Source organism: Ruegeria sp. BHSA191 (assembly GCF_059613325.1).
Genome location: NZ_JBXWSH010000003.1, coordinates 43,978 through 63,133, shown reverse-complemented (window position 1 = coordinate 63,133; position 19,156 = coordinate 43,978). Strand labels below are relative to the sequence as shown.

At 63.3% G+C, this 19,156-nt stretch carries 20 protein-coding genes; 13 read left to right on the top strand and 7 right to left on the bottom strand.

Annotated features, from left to right (window positions below; translation table 11 throughout):
- Positions 1 to 11 precede the first annotated feature (11 nt).
- A complete protein-coding gene (locus tag AC2FNS_RS04025) occupies positions 12 to 1,028 on the bottom strand; it encodes a C4-dicarboxylate TRAP transporter substrate-binding protein (protein ID WP_496687122.1) in 1,017 nt (338 codons plus the stop codon).
- A gap of 428 nt (positions 1,029 to 1,456) precedes the next feature.
- Here AC2FNS_RS04025 and acs point away from each other — a divergent pair, with 428 nt between their 5' ends.
- The 8 genes from acs to AC2FNS_RS03985 all read left to right on the top strand — a co-directional run bounded on the left by acs (position 1,457) and on the right by AC2FNS_RS03985 (position 10,850).
- Positions 1,457 to 3,421 carry an acetate--CoA ligase gene (gene acs / locus AC2FNS_RS04020; protein WP_496687121.1) on the top strand — a complete coding sequence of 655 codons (1,965 nt, stop codon included), beginning with the start codon at positions 1,457 to 1,459 and terminating at the stop codon, positions 3,419 to 3,421.
- Between the two features lie 7 nt (positions 3,422 to 3,428).
- Positions 3,429 to 4,112 carry an adenylate kinase gene (locus tag AC2FNS_RS04015; RefSeq protein ID WP_496679711.1) on the top strand — a complete coding sequence of 228 codons (684 nt, stop codon included), beginning with the start codon at positions 3,429 to 3,431 and terminating at the stop codon, positions 4,110 to 4,112.
- 170 nt (positions 4,113 to 4,282) lie between these two features.
- Positions 4,283 to 4,567, top strand: a complete 285-nt coding sequence (locus tag AC2FNS_RS04010) for a DUF4212 domain-containing protein (RefSeq protein WP_496679710.1) — start codon at positions 4,283 to 4,285, stop codon at positions 4,565 to 4,567.
- A gap of 15 nt (positions 4,568 to 4,582) precedes the next feature.
- Positions 4,583 to 6,367 carry a sodium:solute symporter family protein gene (locus tag AC2FNS_RS04005; RefSeq protein ID WP_496679709.1) on the top strand — a complete coding sequence of 595 codons (1,785 nt, stop codon included), beginning with the start codon at positions 4,583 to 4,585 and terminating at the stop codon, positions 6,365 to 6,367.
- 108 nt (positions 6,368 to 6,475) lie between these two features.
- Complete coding sequence (locus AC2FNS_RS04000; protein ID WP_496710866.1) at positions 6,476 to 8,299, top strand: DUF294 nucleotidyltransferase-like domain-containing protein; 1,824 nt, start codon at positions 6,476 to 6,478, stop codon at positions 8,297 to 8,299.
- A gap of 30 nt (positions 8,300 to 8,329) precedes the next feature.
- Positions 8,330 to 8,848: a hypothetical protein gene (locus tag AC2FNS_RS03995; RefSeq protein ID WP_496679706.1), complete on the top strand. Its 519-nt coding sequence runs from the start codon at positions 8,330 to 8,332 to the stop codon at positions 8,846 to 8,848.
- A 2-nt stretch (positions 8,849 to 8,850) separates the two neighbouring features.
- Positions 8,851 to 10,263 (top strand): 3'-5' exonuclease, encoded by a 1,413-nt coding sequence (locus AC2FNS_RS03990; protein WP_496710867.1) that lies wholly within the window; start codon positions 8,851 to 8,853, stop codon positions 10,261 to 10,263.
- A gap of 86 nt (positions 10,264 to 10,349) precedes the next feature.
- Positions 10,350 to 10,850, top strand: coding sequence for a flavin reductase family protein (locus AC2FNS_RS03985; protein WP_496710868.1), 501 nt, complete (start codon positions 10,350 to 10,352; stop codon positions 10,848 to 10,850).
- A gap of 155 nt (positions 10,851 to 11,005) precedes the next feature.
- On the opposite strand, the gene AC2FNS_RS03980 is transcribed toward AC2FNS_RS03985, so the two are convergent.
- Genes AC2FNS_RS03980 through AC2FNS_RS03960 form a run of 5 tightly spaced genes read right to left on the bottom strand, consistent with a single transcriptional unit; the run spans position 11,006 to position 14,051 of the window.
- Positions 11,006 to 11,569, bottom strand: coding sequence for a hypothetical protein (locus AC2FNS_RS03980; protein ID WP_496710869.1), 564 nt, complete (start codon positions 11,567 to 11,569; stop codon positions 11,006 to 11,008).
- A gap of 55 nt (positions 11,570 to 11,624) precedes the next feature.
- Positions 11,625 to 12,104 (bottom strand): DUF6505 family protein, encoded by a 480-nt coding sequence (locus AC2FNS_RS03975; protein WP_170437244.1) that lies wholly within the window; start codon positions 12,102 to 12,104, stop codon positions 11,625 to 11,627.
- Positions 12,101 to 12,799, bottom strand: coding sequence for a biotin/lipoate--protein ligase family protein (locus AC2FNS_RS03970; RefSeq protein ID WP_496803778.1), 699 nt, complete (start codon positions 12,797 to 12,799; stop codon positions 12,101 to 12,103). The genes AC2FNS_RS03975 and AC2FNS_RS03970 overlap by 4 nt, the downstream gene beginning before the upstream one ends.
- The gene (locus tag AC2FNS_RS03965; RefSeq protein WP_496687115.1) at positions 12,796 to 13,857 is read right to left on the bottom strand and encodes an Mrp/NBP35 family ATP-binding protein; all 1,062 of its coding nucleotides are present in this window, start codon (positions 13,855 to 13,857) and stop codon (positions 12,796 to 12,798) included. Before AC2FNS_RS03965 ends, AC2FNS_RS03970 begins: the two co-directional genes overlap by 4 nt.
- Entirely contained in the window at positions 13,854 to 14,051 is a 198-nt protein-coding gene (locus AC2FNS_RS03960; protein WP_496710871.1) for a DUF6494 family protein, read from the bottom strand. The genes AC2FNS_RS03965 and AC2FNS_RS03960 overlap by 4 nt, the downstream gene beginning before the upstream one ends.
- 64 nt (positions 14,052 to 14,115) lie before the next feature.
- Between AC2FNS_RS03960 and AC2FNS_RS03955 the strand changes: the two genes are divergently transcribed.
- Complete coding sequence (locus AC2FNS_RS03955) at positions 14,116 to 14,844, top strand: c-type cytochrome (protein ID WP_496687114.1); 729 nt, start codon at positions 14,116 to 14,118, stop codon at positions 14,842 to 14,844.
- Here the strand turns inward: AC2FNS_RS03955 and AC2FNS_RS03950 are convergent.
- Complete coding sequence (locus AC2FNS_RS03950) at positions 14,838 to 16,793, bottom strand: 4Fe-4S binding protein (protein WP_496741873.1); 1,956 nt, start codon at positions 16,791 to 16,793, stop codon at positions 14,838 to 14,840. The genes AC2FNS_RS03955 and AC2FNS_RS03950 overlap by 7 nt on opposite strands.
- A gap of 253 nt (positions 16,794 to 17,046) precedes the next feature.
- Between AC2FNS_RS03950 and AC2FNS_RS03945 the strand changes: the two genes are divergently transcribed.
- From AC2FNS_RS03945 to AC2FNS_RS03930, 4 genes are all read left to right on the top strand, one after another.
- The gene (locus tag AC2FNS_RS03945; RefSeq protein ID WP_496710873.1) at positions 17,047 to 17,601 is read left to right on the top strand and encodes a DUF3305 domain-containing protein; all 555 of its coding nucleotides are present in this window, start codon (positions 17,047 to 17,049) and stop codon (positions 17,599 to 17,601) included.
- Positions 17,598 to 18,167 carry a DUF3306 domain-containing protein gene (locus AC2FNS_RS03940; protein WP_496710874.1) on the top strand — a complete coding sequence of 190 codons (570 nt, stop codon included), beginning with the start codon at positions 17,598 to 17,600 and terminating at the stop codon, positions 18,165 to 18,167. Before AC2FNS_RS03945 ends, AC2FNS_RS03940 begins: the two co-directional genes overlap by 4 nt.
- A 4-nt stretch (positions 18,168 to 18,171) precedes the next feature.
- Entirely contained in the window at positions 18,172 to 18,783 is a 612-nt protein-coding gene (locus AC2FNS_RS03935) for a TorD/DmsD family molecular chaperone (RefSeq protein WP_005983758.1), read from the top strand.
- A gap of 61 nt (positions 18,784 to 18,844) precedes the next feature.
- Positions 18,845 to 19,033 carry a twin-arginine translocation signal domain-containing protein gene (locus AC2FNS_RS03930; RefSeq protein WP_496679683.1) on the top strand — a complete coding sequence of 63 codons (189 nt, stop codon included), beginning with the start codon at positions 18,845 to 18,847 and terminating at the stop codon, positions 19,031 to 19,033.
- The last annotated feature ends 123 nt before the right edge of the window (positions 19,034 to 19,156 follow it).

The following is a 19,156-nucleotide window of genomic DNA, read 5'->3' as shown; positions in this document are numbered from 1 at the left end:
GGTCAGTGGTGTCAGTTGCCGCCGCGCTGCTGCTTGAGCGTGGATTGCACTAGGTCATACAGCTCTTGCGCCGGAAGGCCCTGGGCCGACATGTCGGCGATCCACTGTTCGCGGATCGGGTCGGCCGCCTTGGCCCGGAACTCGGCTAGGACTGCGTCGTCGATCATCACCTTCTGCACGCCCTTTTCTTCCAGAACGCTGTCCCATTTCTTGAGCAACTCGCCATAGTTCGCGAGATAATGCGCAATGGCTTCGTCGATCGAGCTGTCCAGAGCCTCGCGATGTTCCGACGGCAGCGCCTCGTAGGCGTCGATATTCACCACGACCGGGCAATTCACCGTGCCCGGGTTCAGGTTCGCGGTCCACCAGTCCGCCTCGTTGATGGTGCCGAAGGACAGATGCGCATGCTGGGCGAAGGCCACGGTATCGACGACGCCGGACTGCATCGCGTTGTAGGCTTCGGTAGCGGGCACCGACGTGGGCACCGCGCCTACCGACTCGAACGCGTTGCCGATGCCACCGGTCGCGCGCACGCGCATGCCTTCAAACTCAGACAGCTCATCCCGTGGCTCACCCTTGCCGACCAGATTGTACTGCGGCATCGGCGAGGTCATGAGGATGCGTGCATTCCACTGTGCCATCTCGTCCTTGACCGCAGGGTGGTCATAGACCGCATGGCTGACCGCGACCTCTTCGTCCAACGTGTTCACACCCAGGAACGGAAGTTCCAGCACCGTGATCGCGCGGTTCTTGTCGCGGTGATAACCCGCGCAGAACTGGGCCATCTCGAAGGCGCCGATCTCGATCCCATCCAAGTTTTCCCTGGGTTTGGACAGGCCACCATAGCTGACGTTGATGGTAAAGGCGCCATCGGTCTTCTCGCTGACCAGTTCGGCCAGCTTTTCCACATGTTCGGTGAAAGCACGGCGCTTGCCCCAGACCGACGCGTTCCATTCCGTCGCGGCCGCTTCGGTCACGAAAGACACGGCCAAGGCGGCGATGGCCGCGCCGCTCAACATCTTGTTCATCATAATCTCTCCCTTTGGCACACCCCCTTCCGGGGCGCTTGGGGTCAAGCTAGCGCCAACATGTGAATGTGCCAAGCCCCCGTTCCGACCAGCGCCCCAACAGTCGGGCAATGGACACGCCGTGCGGGAATTGCACCTGGGCAGGCTTCCCCATGACGGGAAGAAACTGCACGATGACATCGTTTACAAAATCACGGAGAAAATTTCGTTGTTTTACAGACACCCAGATCTTGGGAACATAGACAATTTTTACAATTCGCAACTGTATCGAGAAAGTTGTTTACAAACAAATCCAAGGATTACGGCAATTTATTTCTTTCTTTTCGTGATGCCGTATTATCCATCGCGGGGAAGAAGCGGATCGACGATGCCCAAAGAAGGGGCAAACTTGATCCATCGAATATCCAGTCAGAGGGAGGAGCCTCAGTATGACCAGCGCTGCCCAGGCAGAAACCAAGGTTTATCCGCCATCCGCCGAAACCGTCGCCCGCGCCCATGTGGACGCCGAAAAATACGCCCGGATGTATGAGGAGTCGGTCAGCGACCCCGAGGCATTCTGGGGCGAGCACGGCAAGCGGATCGATTGGATCAAGCCCTATTCCAAGGTCAAGGACGTCAACTACGATTTCGGCTCGGTCAAGATCAACTGGTTCGCCGACGGCACGCTGAACGTCTCGGCCAACTGCCTGGACCGACACCTCAAGACCCGCGGCGATCAGACCGCGATCATCTGGGAACCGGACGATCCGAATGACGAAGCCCAGCACATCACCTATGCCGAGCTGCACCGCCGCACCTGCCGGATGGCCAACATTCTGGAGTCGATGGGCGTGCGCAAGGGCGACCGGGTGGTGATCTATCTGCCGATGATCCCCGAGGCCGCCTATGCCATGTTGGCCTGCGCCCGCATCGGCGCGATCCACTCGATCGTGTTTGCCGGCTTCTCGCCCGACGCGCTGGCGGCCCGGGTCAATGGCTGTGACGCCAAGGTCATCATCACCGCCGACGAGGCGCCGCGCGGTGGCCGCAAGACCCCGCTGAAGTCGAATGCCGACGCTGCCCTGCTGCACTGCAAGGACACGGTGAAGTGCCTGGTGGTCAAGCGCACCGGTGGCCAGACCACCTGGATCGAGGGGCGCGACTTTGACTACAACGAAATGGCGCTGGAGGCCGACGATTACTGTGCCCCGGCCGAGATGAACGCCGAAGATCCCCTGTTCATCCTCTACACTTCGGGCTCGACCGGCCAGCCCAAAGGCGTGGTGCATACCACCGGCGGCTATCTGGTCTATGCCTCGATGACGCATGAGATCACCTTCGATTGCCATGACGGCGACATCTATTGGTGTACGGCGGACGTGGGCTGGGTCACCGGGCACAGCTATATCGTCTACGGCCCGCTGGCCAATGGCGCGACCACGCTGATGTTCGAAGGTGTGCCGACCTATCCCGACGCCTCGCGGTTCTGGCAGGTCTGCGAAAAGCACAAGGTCAACCAGTTCTACACCGCCCCCACCGCGATCCGCGCGCTGATGGGTCAGGGCAACGAGTTCGTCGAGAAATGCGACCTGTCCAGCCTGCGCATCCTGGGAACCGTGGGCGAGCCGATCAACCCCGAGGCCTGGACCTGGTACCACGAGGTCGTTGGCAAGGGGAAATGCCCGATCGTGGACACTTGGTGGCAGACCGAGACCGGCGGCCACATGATGACCCCCCTGCCCGGCGCGCATGCGACCAAACCCGGGTCGGCGATGAAACCTTTCTTTGGTGTTCAGCCCGTCGTGCTGGACCCGCAGTCTGGCGTCGAGATCACCGGCAACGGGGTCGAAGGCGTGCTGTGCATCAAGGACAGCTGGCCGGGCCAGATGCGTACCGTCTGGGGCGATCATGAGCGGTTCGAGAAGACCTATTTCTCGGACTACAAGGGCTATTACTTTACCGGTGACGGCTGCCGCCGCGACGAGGACGGGGATTACTGGATCACCGGCCGCGTCGATGACGTGATAAACGTCTCGGGCCACCGCATGGGCACCGCCGAGGTCGAAAGCGCGCTGGTGGCGCACCCGGCCGTGGCCGAAGCCGCCGTGGTGGGCTATCCGCACGACATCAAGGGACAGGGCATCTATTGCTACGTCACCCTGATGAACGACCGCGAGCCCACGGAGGAGCTGCGCAAGGAGTTGCGCCAGTGGGTCCGCACGGAGATCGGCCCGATCGCCAGCCCCGACGTGATCCAGTGGGCCCCGGGCCTGCCCAAGACGCGCTCGGGCAAGATCATGCGCCGCATCCTGCGCAAGATCGCCGAAAACGACTTTGGTTCGCTAGGCGACACCTCGACCCTGGCCGATCCTTCGGTGGTCGAAGATCTGATCGAAAACCGGGCCAACAAGTGAGGGCATGATGCAGGCTGATACGATCACCAAGCCCGCCGTCCTGATCCTTCTCGGCCCTCCGGGCGCCGGGAAGGGCACGCAGGCCCGCATGCTCGAAGATAAATTCGGTCTGGTGCAACTCAGCACCGGCGACCTGCTGCGCGCCGCCGTGGCCGCCGGAACCGAGGCTGGCAAGGCCGCCAAGGCGGTGATGGAGGCCGGTGGCTTGGTCAGCGACGACATCGTCATCGCGATCCTGCGCGACCGTCTGGCCGAACCCGACTGCGCGCGCGGTGTCATCCTTGACGGCTTTCCGCGCACCACGGTTCAGGCCGAGTCGCTGGACAAGCTGCTGTCGGAAAACGGCCAGAAGGTGAACGCGGCCATCAGCCTCGAGGTCGAGGACGCCGAGATGGTGACCCGTATCGCCGGCCGCTATACCTGCGCCAATTGCGGCGAGGGCTATCACGACCAGTTCAAGCAGCCAAAGGTCGAAGGCGTCTGCGACAAGTGCGGCGGCACCGCCTTCAGCCGGCGTGCCGACGACAACGCGGAAACCGTTGCCTCGCGGCTGGCGGCCTATCACGAACAGACCGCGCCCCTGATCGACTATTACCAGCGTCAGGGCGTATTGAAGCGGCTGAATGCCATGGGTCAGATCGAAGAGATCGCCCGCGGCCTTGAAGGCATCGTGGGGGAGGCGATGCGCTAAAGGGGAAAGGCAAGCCCCCGAATTACGTTTCTTCACTGGAACCGCCTTGGCGGACCAGAGGAGCTTTGCCTGACGCCGCCCCCGGCGGTCAGGCCCAATCGAAGGGTGGCCCGGCGTTTCGGAGGACAAGGGCAATGGACCACCCAGGAGGAAGCAAGGAGGAAACCGCAATGGCGGATCATTCAACAAACTCCGCGCAGACTGCCGAAGCCGGCAAGGGCTATTGGCAGGCAAACCTGCGTCTCATCTACATCAGCCTCATCATCTGGGCGCTGGTGTCGTTCGGGTTCGGCATTCTGCTGCGCCCCCTGCTGGCAGGTATCGCCGTCGGCGGCACCGATCTGGGCTTCTGGTTCGCGCAGCAAGGCTCGATCCTGGTCTTTCTGGCGCTGATCTTCTTCTACGCCTGGCGCATGAACAAGCTGGATGCCGAATTCGGCGTCGACGAAGAATAAGGGAGCGAGGGGACAATGGATCAGTTTACCATCAACCTGCTGTTTGTGGGCGCGTCGTTCGCGCTCTACATCGGCATCGCGATCTGGGCCCGCGCAGGGTCCACATCGGAATTCTACGCCGCCGGTCGCGGCGTTCACCCGGTCACCAACGGCATGGCCACGGCGGCCGACTGGATGTCGGCGGCCTCGTTCATCTCGATGGCGGGTCTGATTGCCTTTACTGGCTATGACAACAGCTCGTTCCTGATGGGCTGGACCGGCGGCTATGTGCTGCTGGCGCTTCTGCTTGCGCCCTATCTGCGCAAGTTTGGCAAGTTCACCGTGTCCGAGTTCATCGGCGATCGCTTCTACAGCCAGACCGCGCGCGTAGTGGCGGTGATATGTCTGATCGTGGCCTCGGTCACCTACGTGATCGGCCAGATGACCGGCGTGGGCGTGGCCTTTGGCCGGTTCCTTGAGGTGTCGAACACCACCGGGTTGCTGATCGGCGCGGGCGTCGTGTTCGCCTACGCGGTGTTCGGCGGCATGAAGGGCGTGACCTATACTCAGGTCGCTCAGTACTGCGTGCTGATCACCGCTTACACGATCCCGGCGATCTTCATCTCGCTGCAGCTGACCGGCAACCCGATCCCGGCCCTGGGCCTGTTCGGCGACACCGCCGGCGGTGAGCCGCTGCTGACCAAGCTGGATGCAATCGTGGCCGAACTGGGATTTGCCGAATACACCGCCCATCACGCGAACACGTTGAACATGGTTTTGTTCACCCTGTCGCTGATGATCGGCACCGCCGGCCTGCCCCACGTCATCATGCGCTTCTTCACCGTTCCCAAAGTGTCGGACGCCCGCTGGTCGGCAGGTTGGGCGCTGGTGTTCATCGCGCTGCTGTACCTGACCGCCCCCGCGGTTGGCGCCATGGCCCGTCTGAACATCACCGACATGATGTGGCCGAACGGTGGCATCGAAGGCGGCGCTGTATCGCTGGAGCAGATCGACAACGATGCCCGGTATGACTGGATGGCGACCTGGCAGAAAACCGGCCTGCTGGACTGGGAAGACAAGAACGGCGACGGCAAGATCCAGTACTACAACGATCAGAACGCCGACATGCAGGCGCTTGCCGAGGAAAAAGGCTGGGTCGGCAACGAGTTGACCAACTTCAACCGCGACATCCTGGTTCTGGCCAACCCCGAAATCGCCAACTTGCCGGGTTGGGTGATCGGTCTGGTCGCGGCCGGTGGTCTTGCGGCTGCGCTTTCGACCGCTGCGGGCCTGCTGCTGGCAATCTCGTCGGCGGTGTCGCACGACCTGATCAAGGGCTCGATCAACCCGAGCATCTCGGAAAAGGGCGAGCTTCTGGCGGCGCGGATCGCAATGGCCGTGGCCATCGTGGTTGCCACCTATCTGGGCCTCAACCCTCCGGGCTTTGCGGCGCAAACCGTGGCGCTGGCCTTCGGTCTGGCGGCGGCCTCGATCTTCCCGGCGCTGATGATGGGGATCTTCTCGACCCGCATCAACAACACCGGCGCGGTCGCGGGCATGCTGGCTGGTCTGACCGTCACCCTGGTCTACATCTTCCTGCACAAGGGCTGGCTGTTCATTCCGGGCACCAACTCGTTCACCGATGCAGACCCGCTGCTGGGTCCGATCAAATCGACCTCGTTCGGTGCGATCGGCGCCATGGTCAACTTCGGCGTCGCCTATGTGGTGGCCGGCATGACCAAGGAAACCCCGCAGGAGATCAAGGATCTGGTCGAAAGCGTACGCATTCCCCGTGGTGCGGGCGCGGCTCAGGACCACTGAGCCGGATGCGGTCCGCGATGATGCATCACGGGCCGTTTCCCTCGACCAACTTTTCCCGCCCGGCTAAACCCCGGGCGGGGCTTTTCATTCCAGCGGACGGGCGAACCCATGGCGCTTTCACCTGATCAGATCACCCGGTTCCTGAAATCCGTGCACCCCTATGACGCGCTGCCGGTCGAGGAACTGGCCGACATCGCGGCCCGGATCGAAGCGCGCGAAATCCCAAAGGGCACGGTCATCTATCACCGCGGCGCGCAGTTGCCCGGCCTGTTCATCATCTACGAAGGCCAGGTCGAGATCACCGACGAAAACGGTGCGGTCGTATCCCATCTGGGCCTGCGCAACTCGTTTGGCGAGCGTGGGCTGATGCGCGACGGACGCGCGGTGACCACGGCGACGGCTGACGCGCCCTCGGTTCTGCTGATCATCCCCGCCAACCTGTTTTCCGATCTGCTCAAGCGCCACGTCGTCATCGCCAAATTCTTCAACCGGGCCCGCCCTGCCCGGCCCGAACAGCAATCGCTGGCCACCACACGGGTGGAAACCCTGATGGCGCGCAAGCCGGCCACCTGCACCCCGGACACGACCGTTCAGGAAGCCGCGCGCCTGATGCGCGACCGGGGCATTTCGTCCGTCTGCATCACCGAGCGCGGTGCGCTGCGCGGCATTGCCACGGTTCGGGACCTGTCGGGCAAGGTCGTGGCGGGCGCCCTGCCCCCGACGACCCCGGTGTCACAGATCATGACCCCGGACCCGCTGACCCTGTCGTCCGGCGCTATCGGCTCGGACGTTCTGCACGCGATGCTGGAATGCGGTATCGGCCATATCCCCATCACCGAAGGCGGGCGCCTGGTCGGGATCGTTACCCAGACCGACCTGACCCGGTTCCAGGCCGTCAGCTCGGCCGAGCTGGTCAGCCGCATCGCGCAGGCCAGGTCGGCGACCGAGATGGCCGCGGTCACGGCAGAAATCCCGAACCTGCTGGTGCAACTGGTGGCGGCGGGCAACCGGCACGAGATCGTTACCCGCCTGATCACCGACATCGCCGACGCCGCGACGCGCCGGTTGCTGGCGCTGGCCGAGCAGAAACTCGGCCCGGCGCCCGTCCCCTATCTGTGGCTGGCCTGCGGATCGCAAGGCCGGCAGGAGCAGACAGGTGTGTCCGATCAGGACAATTGCCTGATGCTGGATGACAGCGTCACGGATGCCGACCTGCCCTATTTCGAGGCGCTGGCCAAATTCGTGTCCGACGGGCTGGATACCTGTGGGTATTTTTATTGCCCCGGTGACATGATGGCGACCAATCCGCGCTGGCGGCAGCCGGTCCGGGTCTGGCGCGAATATTTCAAAGGCTGGATCGCCAAGCCCAATCCCGAGGCGCAAATGCTGGCCTCGGTCATGTTCGACCTGCGCCCCATCGGTGGCCGGTTCGAGCTGTTTTCCGACCTGCAGGCCGAAACCCTGCGCGCGGCCCGGGCGAACTCGATCTTCGTGGCGCACATGATCTCGAATTCGTTGAAGCACACGCCGCCACTGGGCCTGCTGCGCGGGATCGCCACGATCCGCTCGGGCGAGCACCGCAACACGCTGGACCTCAAGCACAACGGCGTGGTTCCGGTGGTCGATCTGGGCCGCGTCTACAGCCTGCAGGGTGAATTGACCGAGGTAAACACCCGCGCGCGTCTCAAGGCCGCCGAGGCCGCAGGGGTGCTCAGCCCGTCGGGCGCGCGGGACCTGCTGGATGCCTACGACCTGATCGCGGAAACCCGGTTGAACCATCAGGTCAAACAGATCAGGAATGGCGACAAGCCCGACAACTATCTTGCGCCGTCGGAACTGTCGGACTTTGAGCGAAGTCATCTTCGGGACGCGTTTGTCGTGGTAAAAACGATGCAATCCGCGGTCGGGCACGGCAAGGGGATGCTGGGGTAAAGACCCCGGCAGGAAGAACGGAGGAGGAAGATGTTTCTTGAGCTGATCGGCACGATCTTTGCGGGCTTTGCCATCGCGGGCCTCGTGATGGGTTTGAACCGACTGACCGGTGGCCGCCTGCCGAAATGGTCGGCTCCGGTTGCGGCCGGTTTGGGCATGATCGCGGTCACGATCATCAGCGAGTATTCCTGGTACGACCGCACCCGTGACGCCCTGCCCGAGGGCCTGACCGTCGTGCAAGAGGTCGAAAGCCGCGCGCTCTATCGCCCCTGGACCTATGCGGTGCCCTATGTTGACCGGTTCGCGGCCGTCGATACGGCTTCGTTGCGGACCAACGCGCAGGTGCCGGATCAGCGCCTGATCGACCTGTACTTCTTTGGCCGCTGGGCGCCGGTGTCCAAGATGCCTGTTGCCGTTGACTGCGCCAACCACAGACGGGCCAGCCTGGCGGACGGCGCCGCGTTTGACGCCGACGGTCGGTTGATCGGCGCCGACTGGCTTCCGGTCGGAGCGGATGACCCGGTCGTGTCTGCCACCTGCGGAGCCTGACCATGCTGACCCGCCTGAGCCTGCGCCTGAGAATTTTTCTGTTCTTCTGCTTGCTTGCCGCGGGAGGCATCGCCATCACCCTGATCGCGCTTTGGCTTGGCCTGCGCCGGGCCGACCCCGCGGACATGACCAGCGCCTTCGTGTTCAGCGGCCTGATGATCTCGTTTGGCTTGCTGGGGCTGGTCGCTGGTGTCTGGCTGCTGTTCGACGACAACGTGGCCAAACCGATCGAACGCCTGTCGGCGCAGTTGCGCGCACGTGCACATGCGGGGGTGGATACCGATCTCGACCTGCAGGCGGCGCGCTATCTGGGCGATCTGGCCCCTGCCGCCGCCAGCCTGGCCGAACGGCTGGCCAGCACCGCCCTGTCCACCGCCGAGGCCGTGGCTGCCGAAACCGCTCATCTCGCCTCGGAAAAAGAGCACTTGACCGCGCTTCTGTCCGAGATCCCGGTCGCAATGCTGCTGGCGGGGCCAAACCACCAAATCGTTCTGTACGACGCGCAGGCCGCCGAGGTTCTGGCGCAGATCGCCCATCCCCGTCTGAACGCCTCGCTGTTCGACTATCTCGAACGCAAACCTCTGCTGGACGCTTACGAGAAGCTGTCGAAAACCGGCATGGATGTCTATTGCACCCTCGCCAGCGTGGACGGGCGCCAAACCTACACGGCACGCATGAAGCCGCTGGGCGATGCGCCGGGCTACATGCTGATCTTCGAAGACAGCGTCGCCCGCATCCCGCCCGAGGCCGCGCGCCCTCTGGTCTATGATTTCGACCTTCTGGACACCCCCGGCGACGAGGCTTTTGAGAACCGCCCCCTGTCGCAACTGTGCTTTGTGGTCTTCGACACCGAAACCACCGGTTTGCTGCCGCACAAGGACGAGATCGTGCAGATCGGCGCCGTCCGTGTCGTCAAGGGGCGCATCGTCGAGGGCGAGCAGTTCGACACGCTGGTCAATCCGGGCGTTCCGATTCCACCCGCTTCCACCAAGGTCCACAAGGTCAGCGACCGCATGGTGCAGGATGCACCAGATATCGTGACCGCCGGCCGCAAGTTCCACCATTTTGCCCGCGACGCGGTGGTCGTGGCCCATAACGCTCCCTTCGACATGGCCTTTCTGAGGCGCCACGCGAAGCGGATGCAGGTCGAGTGGGATCACCCCATTCTTGACACTGTTCTGCTGTCGGCGGTCCTGTTCGGAGCCAGCGAAACCCATACGCTCGACGCTTTGTGCGAAAGACTGGGCGTGGAAATCCCCGAGACGCTCCGTCACACGGCTTTGGGGGATGCGGTTGCGACGGCTGAAGCGTTGGTGCGCATGCTGCCAATGCTGGCCGCGCGCGGAATGCAGACCTTCGGCGACGTGATTGCAGAAACCCGCAAGCACGGTCGGTTGCTGGAAGACCTGAACTGACTCAGCCTATTGATCGCGATACAGCTTTTCGTGGACAATTCCGCTTCGGCATGGCACCCCGGGGCCGAGCTCTGGACGCGCATGAAATGACAGCAAAGACATTCAAACCCGGCCCCGAGAACTCCCTGGCCTTTCGCGAGGCTCTGGGCTGTTTCGGCACGGGCGTCACCGTCGTCACAACCGCAACTCCTAGCGGTCCGGCGGCGATAACCGTCAACTCCTTTGCTTCGGTCTCTCTGGATCCGCCTTTGGTGCTGTGGTGTTTGGGCAATGAATCGAACCGGTTCGAAGCCTTCCATGACGCGCAGCACTATGCGATCCATGTGATGGCGCAGGATCAACAGGAGCTTGCCTTGCGATTTGCCCGCGATGGCCGGGATTTCTCGCATACCGAATGGCATGCGGACGATCGCGGTCGTCCCCTGCTGGACACCTGCCTTGCCCGGTTCGACTGTTCGCTGTTCGCCCGTCATCCGGCCGGCGACCATGCGATCCTCGTCGGCCAGGTCGAAAACGTCATGGTCCAGCCCGGCAAAGGTCTGATATTCAAGCGCGGCCAGTTCGGAGGATTCGACGATCTGATGTGATTCGCGCGCCGAGCAACTTGAAGAAACTTCGGCAATAGCTTTTGAACAGCACCAAAAAACTGTTCATCTTTGTACACACCCCGAAAACGGCGGGAAGCTCTGTCAGCTATTGCTTGCGTCATTCGCTGGACCGAGCCAGAATTTTCCATCGGGTGTCAAACAGCCTGTCCAAACGCGTAATGGGTTGGCGAGTCTTTGATCCGGATGGATTTCAACCGCTTCGCAATCACGCCATAGCACGCGAATATCGCAAGCATTTCGGCGACCATTGCTGGCAGATGAAAAGCTTTTCTTTCGTCCGCAACCCCTACGACCTGCTTGTTTCGATGTTCCCTTACATGCAGCAGCACCATGGGCATCCCGAGCATGAAAGAGTTTAGGGCCTGAGCTTTCGCGACCGCATTCTGAGCACGTTTGATCCGGATCGGCCGGCACGCTTTCAAACTCAGTTTCTGACCGATACAAAAGACCGGCAAATAGTGCACCGGATCGGACGCTTCGCGACGATCGGCGAAAGCTTTGACGAAATCACCCGGTATATCGGGCTGAAGGTCCGGCTGCCGCACATGAACAAATCGAAACGTGGAAAATATATCGACCACTATGACCCAGAAACCATCGAACGGGTCGCACACGTCTTTCAGTGCGAGTTTGACGTACTGGGCTACAGCACTGACCCAACGTGCACCGAGTTCGGGCCGATCAAGCTTGAACGTCACCCCAAGCTAGTCGATTTAGCCGCTACCCGGCGTGATTGCCAGGCACGCTCCCTATTCATTCGTCCAATGACCCGTGAACGGCAAAGGCCTCCAACTCGGCCTCTTGCGGCGTGATGACCCGAAAAGCCTCGTGAACGCCGGACTCGGTCAGGCTGCGGGCAACGGTCAGCAGGGTGTTGGGTGCATGATCGTCACACATCTCGGACATATGGGCCAACTCGGCACGGGCCACGTCCAGCGCCGCCTCGACCGACGGCGCGCCGTAAAGGCGCACGAAATGCTCGGCCAGGTTGGTGGCCAGCCGCTCCATCTCGGCCGGTTCGATCTGCGTCACCGCCACGAAGGTCACGCGCCCGAAGGTTTCAAGCCCCAGCCACCCGTTGGCAAAGGCCTGACGCGCCTTGCCGGCCAGGTCGGCCTCGCCCCAGTTCGAAAATTCGAACCCGCCCGAGATGCACCACTCGCCCGTTCGGGCGGGCGAGTGAAAGACGTTCAGGTCGCTTTCGTCGAAATGAATGGCGCGGGCCAGGTTCAATGGGCGTCCTCCAAAAGATGGGTCAAGGGAACAATCTGCGTATCCGCCCCGTTCCGCAACAGCATGCCGAACCGCTCATCGGCCCCGAGAAACACGCCGCGATCACCATAAGGCTCTCCGACGCCCTGCAGCAAGCCCATCCATTCCCCGTGCAACGGCGCGTTGCCATCCTCGGACCAGCGGTTCAGCCAGGTCAGCATGTGACGCGACCAGCTTTCGACCAGCTGCACCGGGGACACTTCCGCGCAGCCTTCATCATACAGGGCCGTCACATCGGGCGACTTGCCGGGCTCGTCCCCGGTTTGCAGCAAAGCCAGTTCCCAGCCGACGACCAGCCAGTCGGGCACGGTTTCCGGATCGGATGTCGACGCGGCCACACGAAATCGGCCGCAGCGGGCCCCGTTGACGAAAATCGGACCATCCCAGCCCAGATGCACCGCCACCTCGGGCGGAGCCAGCGCGCCCAGCGCATTCTGAAACCCGACGGCGCACAGCGGAAGCATGGCCATGGCGTCCTGCAATGGCACCTCGGGCGCAAACACGATGGCCGCGCGCACGCGATCCGCCTGGATGTTGTAGACGACGCTGCCCGCATCGCAGCCCAGCGCCGCCATGGCCTGCGCATGGTCGAACGAATCTTCCCCACCCTGCACCGGGTGCCCGGACAGCAACGGCGGAAAGACCGGCTGCGTCATGCCTTGCCCTTAGCGATCAGATCGCGGGCGATCTTGCGGAAGGCCTCGGCCTGCGGGCTATCGGGTTTGCTGACCACGATCGGTGCCCCGCCATCAGCGGCCACGCGGATATCCAGATGCAGCGGAATTTCCCCCAGCAACGGCACCCCCAGTTCGGCGGCTTCTGCGGCGACACCCCCATGGCCGAACACGTGTTCCTCGTGCCCGCAGTGCGAGCAGATATGCGTGGACATGTTCTCGATCATGCCGACGATCGGCGTTTTCAGCTGGCGGAACATGTCGATGCCTTTGCGCGCGTCGATCAGGGCCACGTCTTGCGGGGTCGAGACGACGATGGCGCCGTCTACCTTGAACTTCTGGCTCAGCGTCAGCTGCACGTCACCGGTGCCGGGCGGCAGGTCGACGATCAGCACGTCCAACGCGCCCCACTGCACCTGGCTCATCATCTGCTGCAACGCGCCCATAAGCATCGGACCGCGCCAGACCACCGCCTGACCTTCGTTGGTCATCAACCCCATCGACATCATGGTGACGCCGTGATTGCGCAGCGGCAGGATGGTCTTGCCATCGGGGCTGGCCGGCCGTCCCGACACGCCCAGCATGCGCGGCTGCGAAGGGCCGTACACATCGGCATCCAGCAGGCCGACCCGCCGCCCTTCGGCCGCCAGCGCACAGGCCAGGTTGGCCGAGACGGTCGACTTTCCGACCCCGCCCTTGCCCGAGGCCACGGCGATGATCCGGTCAACCCCGGGTACCGCCTGCGGCCCGGTCTGCGAGGGTTTGGGCTTGGGTTTCAAATCCGGCGGCGCCTTGTCGGAATGCGCGGTCAGCAGGGCCGAGACCTTGGCCACCCCGTCGACCATCTGCGCCGCCTTTTCGGCCGTGGCGCGTACCGGTTCCATCTTCTCGGCATTCTTGGGGTCGATTTCCAGTACGAAGCGCACGGTATCGCCCTCAACATTCAGCGCGCGAACCACACCCGCGCTGACGATGTCCTGCCCCGAAACCGGGTCGGTGATCTTTTTCAGGTTCGCCAGAACCGCGTCGCGGATGCTCATGCGTCGCCGTCCTTGATCTGGCCGGTCACCACGTGTTCGACATCCAGACCGTCGATCGTCAGGACCATCTTGACTTCAAAGCTTTTGCCAGCCGGTTCGCCCGCCTTGCGCAGTGCGTCTTCGATGGCCTGCTGGCTGGTCACGCCAACCTGTTTGAGGAATTTGCGCATCGACATGTTGTAATCGCCGCTCATCGCCGTGTGCCTCCGTCTTGTTCGTTCATTTGACGCATTCACCCTGTCGCCGTTAGGCTGGGCCATGCGCTTTGTTCTTTTGTGCCTCAGCCTGACGCTCTTCGCCAGCCCCTCTTGGTCGCAGGAGGAGATTGGCTTGGCCGCGCCCGAGGATGTCGCACGCTCGGGTCTTTTGAAACATATTCTTCCGCGCTTCTCGCTCAAGACCGGAATTCGCGTTGTCGCGGTTGATGCGGGCGCGATGGTTCTGGCGGTCGGGCCACCGGGGCAGCCGGTGTTTCAGCGCGGCGGCGACATCTATCATCTGCGCATTCAGGACGACCCGCGGCAGGCCCGCTTTCAGGATTGGCTGTTGTCCGACGTGGGCAAGCGCACCGTCGAAAGCTTTGCACCGGCCGAGGGCGGCCCGTTCTCGGCCAGTTTCGAAACGGTCGCTGCGCCCGAGTCGGATGCCATCGAAGGCGACGCCTTGCTGGGCGAAAAGCTGTCGCTGACCCATTGCGGGCGCTGTCATGTGATTGGCCCGCAGAACCGGATGAACGGGTTGGGCTCCACGCCGTCCTTTGCGGTGCTGCGCGCGATGCCGGATTGGTCGAACCGGTTCCAGGCGTTCTTCGCCCTGAACCCGCATCCGTCCTTTACCCAGATCGAGGGGATCACTGCGCCCTTCGACCCCGAGCGCCCCTCGCCCATTCACCCGCTGAGGCTGACGCAAGACGAGCTTGAGGCGATCCTCGCCTATGTCTCGGTCATCCGCGCGGCCGATCTGGGGGCACCGCTCAAACTTCAGTGATCCTTGCGCTTGCTGAAGTAGTCATCGGTGGTGACGACCTTGGGCTTGGGCTTTGAGGCAAATGGGTTATCCTCGCTGTGAAACTGCGCCTGCACACGGCAATCGTCACACATCTGGATCATCTTCGCCTGCTCGGACGAGGCGAACATCGGGTGGCTGCCGGCCAGCTTCTCCATGATCCGCTCGACCGTCGATTTCACCCCGAACAGAGCACCGCATTCGATGCAGGCAAAGGGCTCTTCCTCGTTCAGAACACGCGGCGACAGCGCAGGGTCGCTCAGGTCCAGTTCGGGCACCAGGGTGATCGCGCTTTCGGGACAGATGGTCTTGCACAGCCCGCATTGCAGGCAGGCATCCTGCTGAAAGTTCAGCTGAGGCATGTCGGGGTTGTCGATCAATGCGCCTGACGGGCACAGCGACACGCAACTCAGGCACAGGGTGCAGGCCTCGGTGTCCACCGCCACCGCGCCATAGGGTGCGTGTTCCGGCAGAGGAAGCGGCTGAGACGCATCGGGGCGCAGCGCCTTCGCCGCCAACCGCGTAATCTGGCGCCGGTTGCCCAGCGGCAGAACCGGCTGGGCCAATGGCTGCGGCACGTCCTGCGCATAGAGCAGATCGGCCAGCACATCGGGATCGGATTCATCGATCACTCCAACGACGTCGGTTCCGGCGATGGCCAGCGCCAGCGGCAGTTCGCGCTCCAACGCATCCCGCTCGGTCGTCGGGGCCAGCAGGATGTCGACCCGGGCAAAGCCATGAGCCAAGGCAGCCAGCATCTCGGCATGTCCAAAGCCGGACACCACACCCAGTTCCAGCGGAATCACATCGGCGGGCAGCCCGCGCCCGAACCTCGCGGCCAGCCGGATCATCTCGGCCCCGTGGGCATCATGCACCAACAGGCGCGGAGCACGCCCTCCGGCCCGACGGTAGGCCGCCGCCAAGGTCTGCATCCGCGCCAGCAGGGCCGCCACCGGCGGATCCTCGTAGCTGATCGCGGTCGAGGGGCACAAGGCCGCGCATTCACCGCAGCCCGCGCAGACCATCGGATCGATGGCCACGTGATCTCCGGCCGGGGTGATGGCACCGGTGGGACAGATGTCCAGACAGTTGGAACAGCCCACCTGCCCGGCCCGCGAATGGGCGCACAATGTTTCTTCGAGCCGGACATACAGCGGTTTTTCGAAGGTCCCAACCAGCTGCGCCGCGTCAAAGGCCAACCGGGCAACCGCCACAGCATCGCGCGGATCGGCGCGCAGGTAACCTTCGCGCTTGTCGGGAGCCGTCACGAAAGGCGTATCACCCGCCAGGTCGATCAGCACATCGCAGGCCGACACCGCACCGTCGCGCGGCGGGGTCCAGGCAAACGCGCCGCGTCCGGCCGGATCAATCTGCTGCAACGCATCCAACCGCAGGGTGAACCCGCCCAGCGCCCCCGAGACCGACCGGACCCGCGCGCGCACCACGTCATAGGCCCGGCTGTCAGGCTGCGCATCATCGGTGACGACCACCGTCACCGCCATCGTGTCCGACAGTCGCTGGGCCAGGTCAAACGCAACCGCACCCGGCCCGATTATGCAGGCAGTCCCTTCGCTGATGACATCCACGCTGGGCGTGATCGGCTGCTGCAACAGAGCCTCGGCCGCCAGGGCGGCCATCTTGGGCAACGCCGCGCGCCCCTGGTCGGACCAGCCGGCCCGGTCGCGCAGATCGACAAAGCCAGGGTGATCCACGCCCAGTTCCTCGGCCAGTTCTTGAAACACTTGCGCCTCTTGCCCGCAGGCGATGACGATCTGGTCATCCGACTGCATCAGCTTTGCCGCAGCGGTCAGTTCGGTGGTGCACAGGGCCGTATGGACCTTGCTGCATTCAGCGCCGCAAGCAGCCGATATCCCCTGCCCGTCCAGGGCCTGACTTCCGGCGCAATCGCACAAGACCAGTTTGGTGACCATGTTCCCCCCGCATTTCTTCCTTGCCCCTAACCTTAGACCCAAACGCCGCTCATGCAACGTGTGGCGGCCGGTTCCGGTCAGAAACTGTGTATCGTCCGCCATCGCCGGCTGATCGTCGCCGCGACCCATTTGCGACGACTTTTTTTCCAAATCACCACCATTTCAGGCCGCTGCGGGCTTGGCACGTGGCCCATTTGTGTACCATAGTGAACCAAAGGGAAAGCAGGGGAGAGCTTTTCCGGGGAGGATCAAAGTGGCCGAGGCCGCAAAACAGATCGAAATGCCGGTTGGCGTCGTCGTGCGCAAGACACCGGGGGTTACGCGCTGGGCCCGGTGGAATTGGCGCGCGGTCGCGGTGCTGCCTGGCGCCCCACCCGCTGACTGGGTCGAACTGCGCCGCGAGGGCGACGCGGTCGAATACCACGCCGCCACCCTGGCCTTGAAACTCTGGTCCGATGAAACCGAGGCCTATATGGCCAATCTCTCGGACAGCCAGCCGTCCCTTTACCTTGTCCTGCGCGACGATGCCGAAGGCGATCGTCCGCTGAACGCGTTTTTGATCACCGCCTCGCCCTACGAGGGGCAGGACTATGCCGATACCGGCGAAGAGATCGTGGAAAAGATCCCGATGACCGAAGGCCTGATTGCCTGGGTGCGCGATTTCACTCTGGCCCATCACCGCGATGAGGTGTTCGTCAAACGCCGCCGCGACAAGAAACGGGTGGATCTTGTGGAAGACGGCAAGGGCGATTCGCGCATCCGGCAGGCCTCGGATGTCTACCGCGCCCCGCGGAGGGCCGTGCAATGAGCGCTCGACAGGATTTCTGGTCCCGCCGCAAGGCCGCCGTGCAGGCCGAAGCGCATGCCGAACAAGAGGCCCTGATCGCGCAGGAGATCGCCGCGCAGCAGGCCGAACTGGAAGAAAAGACCGACGCCGAGATTTTGGCCGAGCTTGACCTGCCCGACCCCGACTTGCTGCAGGCGGGCGACGATGTTTCAGGCTTCATGGCCAAGGCAGTGCCGGACCGTCTGCGCCGCCGCGCGTTGCGGCGCTTGTGGAGGTTGAACCCGGTGCTGGCGAATGTGGACGGTTTGGTCGACTACGGCGAGGACTACACCGACGCCGCCTGCGTGGTCGAAAACCTGCAGACGGCTTATCAGGTGGGCAAAGGCATGTTGCGCCACATCGAGGCGCTGGCCGAGCAGAAGCAAGCCGAGGAACAACCGGTCGAGGCCGAAGCCGTGCCGGCAACCGAACCGCCCGAACCTGAAGCCGAGCCCGCGCCCCTTGTCGAAGTGGCAGACGCCATCCAACCGGATGAGGACGAGCGCACCCCGGCCCCGCGGCGCATGAAATTCGAATTCGAAGGATGACCCGATGAACATTCGCGACCCGCAGACGTTCGAGATTTCCCCCGAGGACCGTCTGCGAGCGGATTTCTACAACTTCCTGGGCCTGCTGCTAGCCACACCGCCCGACCAGACCCTGCTGAGCCAGATCGCGGCGCTATCGGGGGACGAGACCGATCTGGGCCAGGCCATTCAGGCCATGGCCCGCGTGGCCAAAGTGACCAAGCCCGAAGCTGCCGAGCGCGAGTTCAACGCATTGTTCATCGGGCTTGGGCGCGGAGAACTGCTGCCCTATGCCAGCTTCTACCTGACCGGTTTCCTGAACGAGAAACCGCTGGCGCAGCTGCGCAACGACATGGCTGCGCGGGGCATCACCCGGGCGGCAAACGTGTTCGAACCCGAAGACAACATCGCCTCGCTGATGGAGATGATGGGCGGCATGATCGTCGGCCGTTTCGGCGGCCCGGCCGCGTTGGAAGATCAAAAGACGTTCTGGAACAAGCATATCGGTCCCTGGGCCGAGCACTTTTTCTCGGACCTGGAAGCAGCCGAGCATTCGGTTCTCTATGCCTCGGTCGGCACAGCCGGCCGGGTTTTCATGGAGATCGAACGCGAGGCCTTCCGCATGACGACGCATTAGGCGGCCGTCATTCGCTGGCGCCCCGGCGGGCGCTGAACCGCAAATGGGAAAGGAGGATCCCATGAGCAAGACCAAGGAGAGCGGCGCCAGCCGCCGCGACTTCCTGAAACTGGCGGGCACCGCGGCCCCGGCAGCCGTTGCAGCGGCCAGCCTGGGAACCGAGGTCGAAGCGGCCGAGCAACCCTCGGACGAGACCCGCATTCAGGACACGGCGCATACCCGCGCCTATTTCGACAGCGCGCGCTTCTAGGCCGCCTCGGCGACGCCCGGCGCAGGTCCGGACGTGGTCACACTCGGCTGACGGTTGCGATTGGCCCTGACGTCGATTTCGAAACACCAAGCCAGCCATGATCAGCATGGCCAGCAAGGGAGG

What these genes read in the sequence shown, in the direction of transcription:
- AC2FNS_RS04025 (WP_496687122.1), bottom strand. Translation starts at nt 1,028, where the DNA reads ATGAACAAGATGTTGAGCGGCGCGGCCATCGCCGCCTTGGCCGTGTCT.
- acs (WP_496687121.1), top strand. Translation starts at nt 1,457, where the DNA reads ATGACCAGCGCTGCCCAGGCAGAAACCAAGGTTTATCCGCCATCCGCC.
- AC2FNS_RS04015 (WP_496679711.1), top strand. Translation starts at nt 3,429, where the DNA reads ATGCAGGCTGATACGATCACCAAGCCCGCCGTCCTGATCCTTCTCGGC.
- AC2FNS_RS04010 (WP_496679710.1), top strand. Translation starts at nt 4,283, where the DNA reads ATGGCGGATCATTCAACAAACTCCGCGCAGACTGCCGAAGCCGGCAAG.
- AC2FNS_RS04005 (WP_496679709.1), top strand. Translation starts at nt 4,583, where the DNA reads ATGGATCAGTTTACCATCAACCTGCTGTTTGTGGGCGCGTCGTTCGCG.
- AC2FNS_RS04000 (WP_496710866.1), top strand. Translation starts at nt 6,476, where the DNA reads ATGGCGCTTTCACCTGATCAGATCACCCGGTTCCTGAAATCCGTGCAC.
- AC2FNS_RS03995 (WP_496679706.1), top strand. Translation starts at nt 8,330, where the DNA reads ATGTTTCTTGAGCTGATCGGCACGATCTTTGCGGGCTTTGCCATCGCG.
- AC2FNS_RS03990 (WP_496710867.1), top strand. Translation starts at nt 8,851, where the DNA reads ATGCTGACCCGCCTGAGCCTGCGCCTGAGAATTTTTCTGTTCTTCTGC.
- AC2FNS_RS03985 (WP_496710868.1), top strand. Translation starts at nt 10,350, where the DNA reads ATGACAGCAAAGACATTCAAACCCGGCCCCGAGAACTCCCTGGCCTTT.
- AC2FNS_RS03970 (WP_496803778.1), bottom strand. Translation starts at nt 12,799, where the DNA reads ATGACGCAGCCGGTCTTTCCGCCGTTGCTGTCCGGGCACCCGGTGCAG.
- AC2FNS_RS03965 (WP_496687115.1), bottom strand. Translation starts at nt 13,857, where the DNA reads ATGAGCATCCGCGACGCGGTTCTGGCGAACCTGAAAAAGATCACCGAC.
- AC2FNS_RS03960 (WP_496710871.1), bottom strand. Translation starts at nt 14,051, where the DNA reads ATGAGCGGCGATTACAACATGTCGATGCGCAAATTCCTCAAACAGGTT.
- AC2FNS_RS03955 (WP_496687114.1), top strand. Translation starts at nt 14,116, where the DNA reads ATGCGCTTTGTTCTTTTGTGCCTCAGCCTGACGCTCTTCGCCAGCCCC.
- AC2FNS_RS03950 (WP_496741873.1), bottom strand. Translation starts at nt 16,793, where the DNA reads ATGGTCACCAAACTGGTCTTGTGCGATTGCGCCGGAAGTCAGGCCCTG.
- AC2FNS_RS03940 (WP_496710874.1), top strand. Translation starts at nt 17,598, where the DNA reads ATGAGCGCTCGACAGGATTTCTGGTCCCGCCGCAAGGCCGCCGTGCAG.
- AC2FNS_RS03935 (WP_005983758.1), top strand. Translation starts at nt 18,172, where the DNA reads ATGAACATTCGCGACCCGCAGACGTTCGAGATTTCCCCCGAGGACCGT.
- AC2FNS_RS03930 (WP_496679683.1), top strand. Translation starts at nt 18,845, where the DNA reads ATGAGCAAGACCAAGGAGAGCGGCGCCAGCCGCCGCGACTTCCTGAAA.